12 protein-coding genes are annotated in these 13631 nt (G+C 64.9%); 5 read left to right on the plus strand and 7 right to left on the minus strand.

All coding sequences use genetic code 11. The features are described from left to right. Positions 1–3: 3 nt before the first annotated feature. The 5 genes from HYR72_03380 (at position 4) to HYR72_03400 (ending at position 4937) form a co-directional block, all read left to right on the plus strand. Positions 4–1689 carry an AMP-binding protein gene (locus HYR72_03380; protein MBI1813996.1) on the plus strand — a complete coding sequence of 562 codons (1686 nt, stop codon included), beginning with the start codon at positions 4–6 and terminating at the stop codon, positions 1687–1689. Positions 1690–1777: 88 nt separating this feature from the next. After that, complete coding sequence (gene pyrF, locus HYR72_03385) at positions 1778–2689, plus strand: orotidine-5'-phosphate decarboxylase (protein ID MBI1813997.1); 912 nt, start codon at positions 1778–1780, stop codon at positions 2687–2689. Positions 2690–2693: 4 nt separating this feature from the next. Beyond that, on the plus strand, positions 2694–3161 hold the full coding sequence (locus HYR72_03390; GenBank protein MBI1813998.1) for a hypothetical protein: 468 nt from the start codon (positions 2694–2696) through the stop codon (positions 3159–3161). A gap of 30 nt (positions 3162–3191) precedes the next feature. Further along, the gene (locus HYR72_03395) at positions 3192–3611 is read left to right on the plus strand and encodes a nuclear transport factor 2 family protein (GenBank protein ID MBI1813999.1); all 420 of its coding nucleotides are present in this window, start codon (positions 3192–3194) and stop codon (positions 3609–3611) included. 339 nt (positions 3612–3950) lie between these two features. After that, a complete protein-coding gene (locus HYR72_03400; protein MBI1814000.1) occupies positions 3951–4937 on the plus strand; it encodes a HEAT repeat domain-containing protein in 987 nt (328 codons plus the stop codon). Positions 4938–4966: 29 nt separating this feature from the next. Here HYR72_03400 and glk read toward each other — a convergent pair whose 3' ends face one another. From glk to HYR72_03435, 7 genes are all read right to left on the minus strand, one after another. Further along, positions 4967–5968 carry a glucokinase gene (gene glk / locus HYR72_03405; GenBank protein ID MBI1814001.1) on the minus strand — a complete coding sequence of 334 codons (1002 nt, stop codon included), beginning with the start codon at positions 5966–5968 and terminating at the stop codon, positions 4967–4969. Positions 5969–5996: 28 nt separating this feature from the next. Continuing rightward, complete coding sequence (locus tag HYR72_03410) at positions 5997–8471, minus strand: MMPL family transporter (GenBank protein ID MBI1814002.1); 2475 nt, start codon at positions 8469–8471, stop codon at positions 5997–5999. Positions 8472–8474: 3 nt separating this feature from the next. After that, positions 8475–9293: a hypothetical protein gene (locus HYR72_03415; protein MBI1814003.1), complete on the minus strand. Its 819-nt coding sequence runs from the start codon at positions 9291–9293 to the stop codon at positions 8475–8477. Positions 9294–9380: 87 nt separating this feature from the next. Then, a complete protein-coding gene (locus HYR72_03420) occupies positions 9381–9806 on the minus strand; it encodes a hypothetical protein (protein MBI1814004.1) in 426 nt (141 codons plus the stop codon). Next, positions 9803–10498 (minus strand): outer membrane lipoprotein carrier protein LolA, encoded by a 696-nt coding sequence (locus tag HYR72_03425; GenBank protein MBI1814005.1) that lies wholly within the window; start codon positions 10496–10498, stop codon positions 9803–9805. The genes HYR72_03420 and HYR72_03425 overlap by 4 nt, the downstream gene beginning before the upstream one ends. Then, entirely contained in the window at positions 10473–10754 is a 282-nt protein-coding gene (locus HYR72_03430; protein MBI1814006.1) for an acyl carrier protein, read from the minus strand. The genes HYR72_03425 and HYR72_03430 overlap by 26 nt, the downstream gene beginning before the upstream one ends. 56 nt (positions 10755–10810) lie before the next feature. Further along, on the minus strand, positions 10811–13513 hold the full coding sequence (locus HYR72_03435) for a hypothetical protein (protein MBI1814007.1): 2703 nt from the start codon (positions 13511–13513) through the stop codon (positions 10811–10813). Between the last annotated feature and the right edge of the window lie 118 nt (positions 13514–13631).

Raw genomic sequence — 13631 nt, forward strand, 5'->3', positions numbered from 1 at the left:
GCCATGACGATTCCAGAGACGATCGCGCGGCACGCCGCGCACGCTCCCGAGCGCTCCGCCGTGGTTTTCATCACCGAGGATGGCGTTCAGCAACTCGTCACCGCCGGAGAGCTACACCGCCAAGCCGAGCACCACGCGCGAGTGCTGCAGACGTTGGGGGTGGAGCCGGGCGACCTCGTAGTCATCGCGCTGCGCTACTCGTGGTCGCTGGTCGCAACGTTCAACGGTGCGACCTATCTCGGGGCGGTCCCGTCAATCTTTGCCTATCTGACGGACAAACAAGATCTCGCCATCTATGCGCAACGGGTGGCTGCATTGGTTGCCGCGTCCAGCGCCCGCGTGGTCATCTGCGTCCCCGAGGTGGCGAGGATCATCGCGACCCTCGTAGCGGTAGGTAAGTGTCGAGTACTGAGTAGCGCCGACATCGCGTCGATCGCGCCGCCGGATTCGCAGGCACTGCCCACCCGTCGCGGTGCCGACGAACTGGTGCTGGTGCAGTACACCAGCGGCACGACCGGTCAGCAAAAGGGCGTCGCCCTCTCACACCGCCAGGTGTTGGATTTTGTCGACGCATTCGTCGCCAGCCTTGGCGTCACGCCAAGCGACGTATTCGTGAGCTGGCTACCGCTCAATCATGACATGGGCTTGTTCACCGGGCTCCTGCTGCCGGTGTTGACAGGTGTCCAGTTGGTCATCATGTCGCCGACGTATTGGATTCGGAATCCGGTCACGCTCTTGCAAGCGGTCCACGACTTTCGGGGCACACTGTGCTGGATGCCGAACTTCGCCTTCAAGCACTGCGTGCGGCGCATCCGCGACTCTGAGCTGGCGGGGATCGATCTGAGTTCTTGGCGGGTACTCACCAACGCCGCTGAGCCCGTCCGGCGCGATGCCGTCGAATCGTTCGGGCAACGGTTCGCTCCGTCCGGATTGCGCCGCGGTACCGTGAGGGCCGCGTATGGGATGGCGGAGATCGTTCTGCTGGCGACAAGCACGCCGGGAGATGGTCCACCGCGCGTCGATTGGGTACAAGGGTCGGAGCTGCGGGGGCAGCAGCGCGCCGTCCCCACGCAACCGGAGGCGGCGGGCGCCCTCGCGCTCGTGAGTTGCGGGCGACCACTCCCCGGCACCGACCTTGCCATTGTCGACGAATCAGATCGGGCACTCCCCGAACGCCAGATCGGCGAGATCGCGCTGCGCAATCACTATGTCGCTCGCGGCTACCACCAACGACCAGGGGCAGACACACAAACGATGCGCGACGGCTGGTTGTACACCGGCGACATCGGCTACTGCGCTGACGGCGAGCTGTACATTTGCGGGCGCAAGTCGGACATGATCATCGTCGCCGGTAGTAACATCTATCCGGGGGAGGTGGAGACCATCACCGACTCGATGCCCGAGGTCCATCCCGGCCGCGCGGTGGCCTTCGGCGTGCGCGATGACGAGCGCGGCACCGAGCGTATTGTCCTCTTGTGCGAGTTGCACCAAAGCCTGACGGATGAGGAGATCCGTCGGCTCGATCGCGCGCTGCGACGACTCACCTTACAGCAACTGGACGTAACCCTCGGCGACGTACGGTTTGTCGCCAAGGACTGGATCATCAAGACCACCAGCGGCAAGCTGGCGCGCCGGGCGAATCGCGACAAATACCTGCAGATCTTCGCCACACCGTCTACGACGACCTGAAGGTTCACAGGCCGCCTGGCCGCGGTTGCACGCTCTCTCTGGTTCTGGCAATCGTTGGTCCGCATCGCATCATCTTGAGAATCGCACGATGGCTCACTTCGCCGACCGACTGATCCACCGCATCCGCCAGCTCGGCCATCCCTTGTGCGTCGGGCTCGATCCACACTTGCCGAGCATCCCGCCGCTGTTTCGCCGCGGCTCGATGAGCGCAAGCGATCCGCAAACCGCGCCGGCGGTCGAGTCGTTCCTGCTCGCGGTGCTCGATCGCGCCGCCGACCGCGCGGCGATCGTCAAACCGCAGAGTGCCTTCTTCGAGCAACTCGGCTGGCGCGGCGTGCAGGTCCTTGATCACCTCGTCGCCGCTGCGCGCGCGCGCGGCCTGCTCGTGCTGCTCGACGCCAAGCGTGGTGACATCGATTCCACCGCGGCCGCCTACGCCGCCTATCTCGATCCACACGGTGCGCTCCCGGTCGATGCGATCACCGTCAATCCGTACATGGGACGCGATACGCTCGCCTCGTTCGTCGACGTGGCCTCGCACAATGATCGTGGCGTGTTCGTGTTGGTGAAAACCAGCAACCCCGGCTCGGGCGACTACCAAGACCGGCTGATCGACGGCCGACCACTGTTCGAACGGATCGCCGAGTCGTTGGCGGAGATCGCCGATCGTCTGCGCGGACCCGCTACCGGCTGGTCGTCGCTCGGCGTGATCGCCGGTGCAACCTATCCAGCGCAAAGCCGGCGCATCCGTGAGCTGCTACCGCGCGCGCTGTTTCTCGTTCCCGGCTATGGCGCGCAAGGCGGCGGGGCGCGCGATGCCGTGAGCGGCTTCGCGCCGGGTCCGGACGGTCGACTCGAAGGCGGCTTCGTCAACTCGTCGCGCGGCATTCTCTTCCCCGCCGATGGTGCGACCGGCGACGCTCGCGCGTGGGAGCAAGCAATCGACGCGGCCATCGACCGAGGAATCGCCGAGCTGACTGCGGCCGTACAACCAAGCTGAGATCATGCCGAGTCTGTTCGTTGCACGCGCCGATCTCGACCCACTCAGCCAGTCGCCAGTCCTATTCGACGCGCTGATCGCCGAAGACGACGCCGGCGCAACGTTTCAGAAGACACTTACGCACGACGATCCCGGTGTCGCCGCGCAGCGCGTGACTGCACGCTGGCCGCATCATTTGCCGGGTGAGTTGATCATCGCGCTCACCGGGCAAGCAGCGGTCATCGCCACGCGTCGCAAGGGGCTCATCGGTGAGCATTGGCGCGGCCATGGCGTGCGCATTCGCGAGGCACGCTTTCGCGCGCCGGTCTTGCTCGGCGAGACCTTCTACACGCGGGTGGAAGTCGGCCGCACGCACAAGCTCGGCGACAACCTGCACGTCAGTTTTCGCCTTCGCATGTGGAAGCGCAGCGACGATGGCCGCGAGATCGAAACGTTTCGCAGCGAGCAAGAAGCAATGTTCTTCCCTGGGTGACGTGATCGTCACAAGGCAAGGAGTACCGACATGACGCAATTCAGCCGCGCAGAAATCGAAGCCGCTTGGAAGCATCGCATGGCGCTGCAAGACGCCAACGACTGGGAGGGGTTTGGAAAGACCTTTACCGCCGACGCCGTCTACATCGAACATCACTACGGCGTATTCGAGGGGCGCGAGAAGATCCTCGCCTGGCTGGTGCCGGTGATGGAGCACTGTAAGGAGTGGACCTTCCCGGTCGAGTGGGTGAACATCGATGGCAACCGCGTCGTCCACAAGTGGCTCAACCGCCTGCCCGGCAAGCGGACGGACGGTTCGTACTACGAGTTCGCCGGCATCACCGTGATGGAGTACGCCGGCAACGGCACCTTCTCGCTGCAAGAGGACATGTACAACCGCTTCGAGACCGACAAGGTGCTCGCGGAGTGGAACGCGGCGCACGGAAGCTGACCCTGATGTGAGATGAGCGGATTCACCGCAGAGCGCGCCGAGAGCGCAGAGCCCGAGACTGGGAGATCACGAAGTGGATATTACCTGCGGTCGCCCGAAGACGAAGAAATCGGGATTGTTGTAGGAGCGCTGCTTGCTGCGCCCCTCGCCGGCCCGAGCAAGCGCGGCCCCTACGGCCTCAGCCCTTGCAGCAATCTTCGACCGAGGAGCCAAACGAAAGTTCCATTGCCAATGAGGCTAACGACAGCGCTCGAATACTCTCGCGGCGACTCTCTCTCTGCGATCTCCGCGTTCTCGGCGGTGAGTCTTTCGTCTCACCAGGGCTAATTCGACGATCGCATGGCGAAAGCCCGCACACTCGAAGACACGCTGACGGCGCTGCACCAACTGCGCGGCGATCCGTCGAGCGCGGCGTCGCTCGCCACGCTTCGTCAAGTCCTCACCGGCAAAGCCTCGCACGCCATCGCCAAGGCCGCGCAGATTGCTGGTGAGTTCGAGATCTCCGCGCTCACGCCAGATCTCGTCAATGCGTTCGATCGTCTCATGAACAACGCGGTGAAGAGCGATCCGGGCTGCCGCGGCAAGGCGGAGATCGCCGACGCCCTGTATCGCATCGGCGCCGACGAGACGGCGGTGTTCCTGCGCGGCATTCGCCACCAACAAATGGAACCAGTGTGGGGCGGCCGAGTCGACACCGCCACCGCGCTGCGCGGCGCCTGCGCGCTCGGGTTGGTCCGCATGAACTACCGTGACGTGCTGAGCGAGTTGGCCGACCTGCTTGCCGATCCTGAAGTTCAGGCGCGCGTGGCCGCGGCGCGCGCGCTCGCCTACAGCGAGAACGAGCAGGCCTTGCCGCTGCTGCGATTGAAGGTGCTGGTGGGCGACGACGAGCCGGAAGTGCTCTCCGAATGTCTCACCGCGCTTTTGAAAATCGCGCCTGGGCCGTCGCTGGCCTTCGTGGCCAAGCAACTCGATGCGCCGCGCGCACCCACTCGCGAGGCCGCCGCATTGGCGCTCGGTGGCTCTCGCCTACGCGACGCCTTCTCGGTCCTGCGCGACTGGTGGAATCGCCTCGCCGACCCCGACCCGCGGCGGGTCGCCCTGCTCGCCATCGCCATGCTCAAGCACGACGAGCCGATCGAGTTTCTGCTTTCGCTGATCGCCACCGCGGACGGCCCGACCGCGCGCCAAGCAATCACGGCGTTGGCGCTCTACCGCCACGACGAGGTGTTGACCGCGCGCGTCGAGCAGACCGTCGCGCAACGCAAGGATGCGAAACTCCGCCCCGCCTTCACCGAGTCGTTCGGCGCGCCAGCGGAGCGATGACCGTGACTGAAGTCTGATGCGCGCCACGCTCAGGCTCGCCCGGCGTCGGCGCGGCGCGCGTAGTGGGCGGCGCCGAGGAGCGCGGCGCGCGGATTCAGCGCGACGCAAACCGGGACGCTCTTCATGACCTCGGCGAAGCGGCCTTTGTCGATGAACGCCTCCATGAATCCGCCGCGCCGCAACACCGCGAGGAGCTTCGGCGCGATGCCGCCGCCGACGAAGACGCCGCCGAGCGCGACGCACTGGAGCGCAAGGTCGCCCGCCTTCGCACCGTAGATCGACGCGAACAGTGCGAGCGTGTGCACGCACACCGCATCGTCGCCGGCGAGTCCCGCCTCGGCGATGCGCGCGCTCGGATCGCCTAGGCTCAATTTCTCTGTGAGCCATGCGGGCTCCGCCTCCGCCCCATGCGCACGCAGAAAGAGATAGATGTTGTGCAAGCCGGGTCCGGAGAGCACGCGTTCGTAGCTCACGTGTCCGCCGAACCGATCGCGCAAGAAACGCAGCAGTGCGATTTCCACATCGCTGCGCGGCGCGAAACCGACGTGCCCACCCTCCGACGCGATCGGGTGATGGCGCGCCCCATCCCAGTACAACATCGCCTCGCCCAACCCCGTCCCGGCCGCAATCACCGCGAGGTTCCCCTTCCCTCTCGCTCTCGTGCCCGCATTCAACACGGCGAGTTCGGTGTCGGCGAGATGCAGCATGCCGTACGCCATCGCCTCCAAATCGTTGAGCAGCGCGACGCGTGGCACGGCTATCAGATCAGCGAGCGCCGCCGAATCGAGACGCCAATCCAAGTTGATCAGATGACTCGCCCCATCAATCACCGGCCCCGCCACCCCGAGACACACGCCGCGTAACGGCAACGTCGCCGGTGCGTCGCGGAGAAATTTGGTGAGGATCTCATCGAGCGAGGCGTGTTGCGCGCTGGCATACGTGGCCTCGCGCACCAGTCGCAATTGCTCGCCGACAACCTCGAACAACGCGAGCACCGTCTTGGTGCCACCAACATCGCCGGCCAGAATCATGGCAGCGCTGTCTTATGCCGGCCGCGCATCACACACCAGCGCGCGACGCGCGCGCGGCCAGCGTCAACAGCGCCGGCAAGAGCACGATCGACAGCGCCAAGCACAGGAAGAGTCCGGCGCCGGCGAGCATCCCGAGTGAGGCGAGCGGCGGATAGCGCGACAGGCCAAGGAAGCCGAAGCCCGCCACCGTCGTCAACGCGGTGACCACCACGGCGCGGCCCGCGGAACGAATGGCGGGCGCGACTCCCGCCTGCTCGCGCGCGCGCGCGACGATGTATACGCCGTAATCGACGCCAATGCCGAAGATCAACGGAGTGACGATCAAGTTCACCGGATCGAGCGGCATGCCGCTCGCCCACATCGCGGCGAACAGCATGACGATCACCAAGACGACCGGCGCCAAGATCGCGAGCGCGGTCGCCAGACTTCCGAACGTGAGCAACAGCAAGACGAGATTGCCGCCAATGCCGAGCGCGAAGAACATCGCCAACTCGCGCCGCAACACCGCGCGCAGCGCATCTTCCAACAATCCACGCGCCGCCAGCGCAAACGCCATCGCCCCCAGATCACGCCGCAGCCGATCGGCAATCGCGCGCAAGTCGGCACCGGGCGCGGGCTGCAAATAGGTGGCGACCATGTAGTCGCCCGCGGCCGCGTGTACATGGTGATCGATGAGCACGCGCAGCGGTGCGAGCGAGGGATCGTCGATGCGTACAATCTCGCCGAGGTCTCGCGCGAAAGAGTCGAAGAACGCCGTGAAGCGTGCGGGTACGAAGCCGTGCGCGGCCAGCGCGCCGCGCAGCGTGTCGAGCGCGGCCGCGCGCGGCAACTGATTGTAGCGATCGAGTCGCGCCTGCTGCACCCGCGCCGACGGCAGCAGCGCGTCAACACTTTGCACTGTTTGCAACACGCCTTCGGCTTGATACGCGCGCAACTGCCGCGCCACCGTCTCACCATCGGCCAACGCCTGATCGAGATCGGCGCGTCGCACCAACACCGCCGCGCCTGTGCTCTGCTCGCCGAAGTACGCAGCAACGGCGTCCTGTACGCGCACGGCTTCCGAGTCGCGCGGCCGAAGATGCGTTAGCGCGACATCAAGCTCGACATGCCGGGCCGCCACCACACACGCAATGCCGAGCAGCAACGCACCAGTCGCACGCGGCAGCGGGCGCATCGCGGCACGTTGCGCCCAGCGCTCCAGCCGCACGGTATCGGCCACGCGCAGCCGCGCACTGCCCGACCACAGAAAGCCGAGCGCGGGATAGAGCGTGAAAAACTGCGCCGTCGTCAGCGCCATGCCGAGCGCGGTAAGAATGCCGAGCTGACTGACGGCAGTGAGCACAGACATCCCGATGACGAGAAACGCGACCGCGGTGGTCGTCGACGCGGCGAGGTTCGCCCGTCCGAGCCCAGCGAGGGTCGCGGTCACCGCATCGCGCGGCGTGGGATTCTCGGGACGCTGCCGCTCTTGCGCCAAGCGCGTGAAAAAATAGATCCCCGAGTCGATCGACAGCCCGTAGAGAATCGCCGCGAAGCTGATCGACACCGCATTCAGCTCATTGAAGAGCAGCAGCGAGAGCGCGAAGGTCAGCAGTGTCGTGACGATCAACGGATACGCCACCAACGGCAGAATGCGCAGACTCCGGTAGCCGACGGCGAAGACCGCCAGAACCCCCACGAGCGCGAGCGCGGTGTAGCGGGCGATGTCCCACTTCAAAGTAGCGGCATCTTCGAGCGCATAGGCGTAGCTGCCCGTGTAGCGCACGCGGACCAGGTCGGCGGCCGCCGGCAGTACGGAACGCGTGGCGGCTTCCGCAGCGTGGACTTGCTCCATCAATCGTGCGGTGAATGCGGCATCGAACGCCGACGCCTTCGGGCGCACCAACAGGAGCAACGCGCGCTCGTCGGGTGATGTGAAGTAGCCGCTGCCAAGCGCCGGCGCGGCCCTGCCGTACGACGCGGCGAGTGCGCGACCCGCCAGTCGGCGCACACCGAGGGGATCATCGAGCACCGCACGCGCCATGCTGAGATCGAACGGCGCGCTCAGGATTGCGCGATCAGCCGTCACTTGCGCCGCGATACCCTCGGGCGTCAGCCGTTGCGCCAACTCGTCGTAGTCCGACTCGGGCAGATAGTTAAACAGATAGCGGCCGAGCATGCCGTCGAGCACTTGATCGACGTCGATGCGCACCTGCACGTTAGCCACGGTGTCGAGCGCCGCCAGGCGGCCGGCAAACTCGTCGGCGAAGCGCTGTTGCCGCACCGGATCGGCGCCGTCGAGCAAGACGATCAGCTCGTTCAGCTCGCCGAAGTCTTTGACGAACGATTTGAAATCATCGAACTCGGGCGCGCCGCGCGGCAACATGCCGAGCACGTCGATATCCAGCCGCAGCCGCACCAGCGACACGGCCGACAGCAGACACGCCACCACCGACGCGATGACGATACGCCGCTGATGGCGCTCGATCGCCGCCACCCAAGCGCAATAGGTCAGTCGGGCCATGGTCTACGGCGCAGCGAGCCGGAACAGATCATCGCGCAGTGCTGGATTTACTTCGTAGCGTTGGACGGCGATGTCGACCGCGAGGTCACGCGCAGGATACCGCATGGTGATGTGGAAGGGCAGCGCAACGCCGTCGATCTCGCGATAGTCGTCATAGCCGATGATCATGCGCGGCTGGCCCGCTTCGTAGCTGGTTTCTTCGCGAATGGTCGCGGCACTCGCATCGAGGCGAATCTCGCGCACAATCTGCCCGGCTTCGCGGCAGACGATGACGGCGCCGTGATCATTCGATACTGAACTGCTTGGGGCGCACGCCCCCGGAAACGCAGCCTGACCGCGCAGGAAGGCTTCGGCGAAGTCGGCTTGCGAAAACGGCAGCGCGCCATCGGGCGGCGGATCGACGATCACCCGATCCTCCAGCGGCAACGACACCTGCGAGTGCGCGCCCGTACGCACGTAGTCGAATACGGTGAAGCCGATCGGCAGCAACATGCGCAAGCGAAAGCGGTCCGGCTTCTTCACCAGCAGCACGCCGGTGGTCGTGTGGCGTTCATCACCACGGCGCGACTCGGCGGTAAAGCGCGCGCGCAACGATGTGATCTGTTCCTCACGCGCGAGCACAGTGGTGAAGCGCGCGGCGGCATTCGGTTGCGCGCGCGGAACCTCTGCCGGTGGCGGCACGCAACTGAAGGCGACGGCTGTCAGCAGGTGCCAATGAAAGTTCACCACGAAGGCACGAAGAGCACGAAGGACGGCGGCCATGAGTGCTCTCAGGCGGGTTGTCGTAACCTCATTGGCGATGGAGTTACGCTGGGAACTCATGAACCCTTCCTGCTGGTCCCTCTTCGTGCCCTTCGTGTTCTTCGTGGTGAAGCTTCGTCTGATCAAGGCTTACGATGCTCCGCGGACTCATCCGCGCACAAGCTGGGCGAAGTGCAGCACGAGTTCCGCCGCGGCGCGCAGGCGCTCGTCGACCCGCAGGCTCGCGCGTACGATCACGCTCGAGCCGAAGCGGCGGACCACCTGCGCCCGGACTCGGATGCGATCGCCCACCACCAGCGGCGGACGACAGCGGAAGCGATCGACCTTCGCCAGCGTCGCCGGCGCGTCGCGCTCGTCGGCGCGCGCCGCCGCCAGACCCGCGGCCTGCGCCATCATTTCCACGAGCAACATCGGCGGCAATACGCCGTCGGCATCGACGAAGGGATCCGTGCGGCTCACCAGTTTCTCGGCGACCGCAGTGTAGCCCGGGTCGATAGACAGCACGCGGTCGAGCAGGATGAACGGATAGCGGTGGGGCAGCGGCATTTCTTGAGGCTGGGATTCAGGACTCATTGGCGCTGCTCACTGCCGCCGGCCGATGATCCACTGGCGTCGAACGACGCGTCGGGCACATCGCGGTTGCGTTGGACGTTGCGCAAGGTGATGTCGAGCTGATCGCCGAACCCGTCTTCAAGCCGCAACTGTTGCGCCAACAGATCGGGGCCGCCGAAGTGAATCTCGATGGAGCGAAACAAGCGCTGCCATGCAGCCACGCGGGGTTTCAGCTTCACTTCGATGGTGTCCGCATCGGCTTGCCGCGCCGCCACTTCGAAACCTTCTTGCAGCGTCCGCGTCGAGCCGGTGAAGATGGCACCGAGTTGGGTAAACATGCCTGCAATCGGCGCCATCGCGATCGCTTGCTTCTCGCTCGCCGGCAAGTTCATCAGGCTCGGAATGCTCACGTCCTTCCCATTGATCACGATCGTCGTCGGCTGCGGTTGGTCGACTTGCAGCCGGATACGGTCGGGCCGCTTGAACACGAACCGCCCGCTCGAGGTGAGCGGTTCGTCGAGCAGGCTGAGGTGTTTCACTTGAACGAAGTCGGCCTCGATCGTGCGTGTCTCTCGCTGCGCGGCTTCGATGGCACGCAGACAGGCTTCCGTCGAGGAACACTCCGCCAACGCGGGCGCGACGCCGGCAAGACTCGCCGCCAGTGTGACACACACCGCGGCGAGCCGGCTACGCGTGCGAGGCAGACGCGACACCTTGGTTCGCGAGGATGAAATCGGTCAGCGCGTTGATGGAGGCGAACGCGAGTTTGCCGACTTCTTCGTCGGGAATGCTGACGTGGAAATGCTCTTCGACCAACACCACTAGTTCGAGGGCATCGATCGAATCGAGACCAAGCCCATCGACGAAGATCGGCTCGGCGTCCTGGATATCTTCCGGCCGCGTCTCCTCCAACTTCAGTCCTTCGACCAACAACCGTTTCAAGCGCTGCTTCAAATCATCACGATTCAACGGAGTCACTCCTTGCTGGGCGCCTTCTACACATACGCTTCCACAAGGAGCAAGCGCTAGAACGCCTGCCGCGTGCCGAACAGAAACTGGACGTCGCCTGTTTTGCGCGAATCGTCGACGCGCGTGGCGACCTCCAGATACGCCACTGAAGGAAAGAATCCGAGGAACTCATAGACCGCGGCGAAGCCGGCGCCGACGCCCACGGCGAAGGCGCCGACATCGTACACGCGGCCGGCCGAGTTGTTCACGCGACCGCTGTCGGCGAACAGCCGCACTTGCCCGCGCCGCAGCACCAGCAGATCCAAGAGATTGAAGTCGATCTCTGGATAAATGTCCTGGCGCAACTCGGTGCGCACCAGCAAGAGGTTACGCGCGAGTTCATCCTCCACCCCAATGCCACGGATCGAGCGCGAACCGCCCAGACTGTAGAGGCCTTGATTCGGCACCCGACTCGATCCCAGCGGCTCGCTGAACCCGTTCAGCAGTTCCACCGCGGCGATGGTGCGGTGCGTCCACACCGGATGGGTACCGACCATGCGCACGCCCCAGTCGACATAGTTGAAGTCGCTGCCGAGGCCTTGATCGAACCAGTCGGCGTACAATCGCACATGCCGCTCGTCGCTGGGATTGTCGTACGAGAACACGTTGGAGTAGTCGTAGCGCATCCCGAGCGAAGCGAGTTGGCCGGGCGTGCGCACGGCGGGCTGTCGCGCGTCGGTGAAGCCGCCGTTCAACCACTGAAAGCCGTAGAACGCGTACACGTTGTGACGGTACAACGTCGCATCGATCGGTTCACCCCAATGCCAGCGTCCGCCGAAGGTAAGCGCGGTGCTGCGATTGGTGTAGGATGCCGCCAGCGCCAGGTCTTTGCGGTAGTCGTAGCGACCGCGGGCGACAACCAGGCCGGAGATGCCGAACTCGGTCGAGCTGACTTCCACCTCGGCGGTATCAAGGACGACCTGCGGAGTCGGCGGGCAGGCGTTGTCGTCGCGCCGGTCTTCGAGGAGTTTGCGATCGGGATCGATTGTCGCCTGCCACATGCGCTCCAGCGTTTCCGCACTGAGCTGCACGCGCTCGCCGCGTCCATCCCAACGCAGATCGACGTCACGACCGCCGACACTGCGCAAGCGCACCGTGACCGGTTCGGTGATCGATCGCGACGCATCGCGGCGAATCGTGAGCGTGTGGCGCAAGTGATCCGACTCGCGCTGGTTCAGATCAACCGCCTCGAAGCGATAGTTGAGTGCGGGATACGGTTGCAGCCATTGATCGGTCACGTCGTTCACGTCGCCCTCGCGCGCAACGCAGTGGCGAAACGGTGTGGGCGCGGTGGCACAGCGATCGATCGCCGCATCGAATTCAGTCTGACCCATGCTTTCGCGCAGCTTGCCAAAGATGACGTGCCCAGGCGGCCGCGTGGTGTTGAACGTGGCGATCTCGGCATGCATCGGGTCTACGACGCGCGCGCGTTCGAAGAACGTCTCGACGAAGGGAATCTTCGGAACCGTCTCGAAGCGATCGACGATGGCGAAAATATTGAACAGCTCGATCCATTGCTGCACGCTGCGGGTGTCCGGGTGCGCCTGCGCGGCGTAGCGGCGCGCCAGTTCGTGCGCCAGACCCTCGCTCACCCACCAGTAGTCGCCGGGGGGCTCGACGGCTGCGAGATGATCGCGTAGCAGTTCGGTGTACAGCGCTTGCGCCAGTTGGAGTTGGTGAAACGGACGCAGGAGCCAATTCACCTTGAGTGCGCGATCGGAAACCAACGCCATGCCCTCGCCGTTGGCGGTGAGATTCAACCGCAGCGGCACTTCGACCACGGTGATCTCGTCGGGCGGCGTGAGTTGGGCTGGACGCTTTGCGACGATGTCCCGCAGCGTGCTCATCATGATCGCGGTGATCGTCGGCTCGAAGGTGTCGCGGCGGGCGCGGCGTTCCGGCTGATGGAGAAACACGATGCGCGTGCCATCGACACGGGTCTCATCGCGCAACAACTGGGGCGCGGCGACGAGCGAGAGGTAGTGAGCGTCGACACTCGCTTGCACCGACTGCCCGCGAACGAACGATCGGCCGTTGAGAACAACATCGCGTTCGATGTCGTTGCTCAACTGAACCTCGAAATGTGCGAGCGGCGGTGGGCCAGCAAGGTTCCAGGTGCCGTCGGCATTTGCCGCCGCCAAGTACGGGTACCAGCCGCCGTTGAGCGTGAGTTGCTGCTCGAACTCGCCGAAGCTGCCAAAGCGGTGCGGCACCTCGGTGCGAAAATTCAGCGTCAGTCTCGCGACCTCGCCTGGCGGCAGCGGCGGCATGACCACCCGCACCAGCGCGCCGTCCGGCACGCCCGGCTCGCGGAGCGTTTCGGTGGGAAGAACGGCATCGCCAAGTCGAACGTCGCGGATCTCCATCCGTCCCGCATCAAACTCTAGCTCCGGGTACACGAACTGTCGGTTGAAGTCGTTGATGCCGGCATCCGGCTCGGCAAAGCGGTTGGCAAACCGCACGAACACCGCCTCATCGAGAACGCGATTGCTGGCGTTCGTGAACGATACCGCGATCGTGCCTTCGATCCGGTTGGCGGAGATTGCAGCGCGCAGTCGGTAGATTGGAATCGGCGGCGCGAGTTCACCGCCCGCCGCCGATGGCAATGCGAACAGCGCCAGTACAGCGATCACACCGGCCAGACCAACTCCGCGGCCACGCTCCCAAGCTCTATCCAGCGACGCGGGCACGGCGCCCGGTTCAGTGATGTGCAACGCCACGCTCGTGTTCCGTTTCAGAAGATCGCAGAATATTTCATCACCTCACCCCAACCCTCTCCTGGCAGGAGAGGGAGCAAGAAGGTTCCCTCTCCCCCAGGGAGAGGGTTAGGGTGAGGGG

It is taken from the genome of Deltaproteobacteria bacterium, from assembly GCA_016178705.1.
Taxonomy (GTDB): Bacteria; Desulfobacterota; Binatia; order HRBIN30; family JACQVA1; genus JACOST01.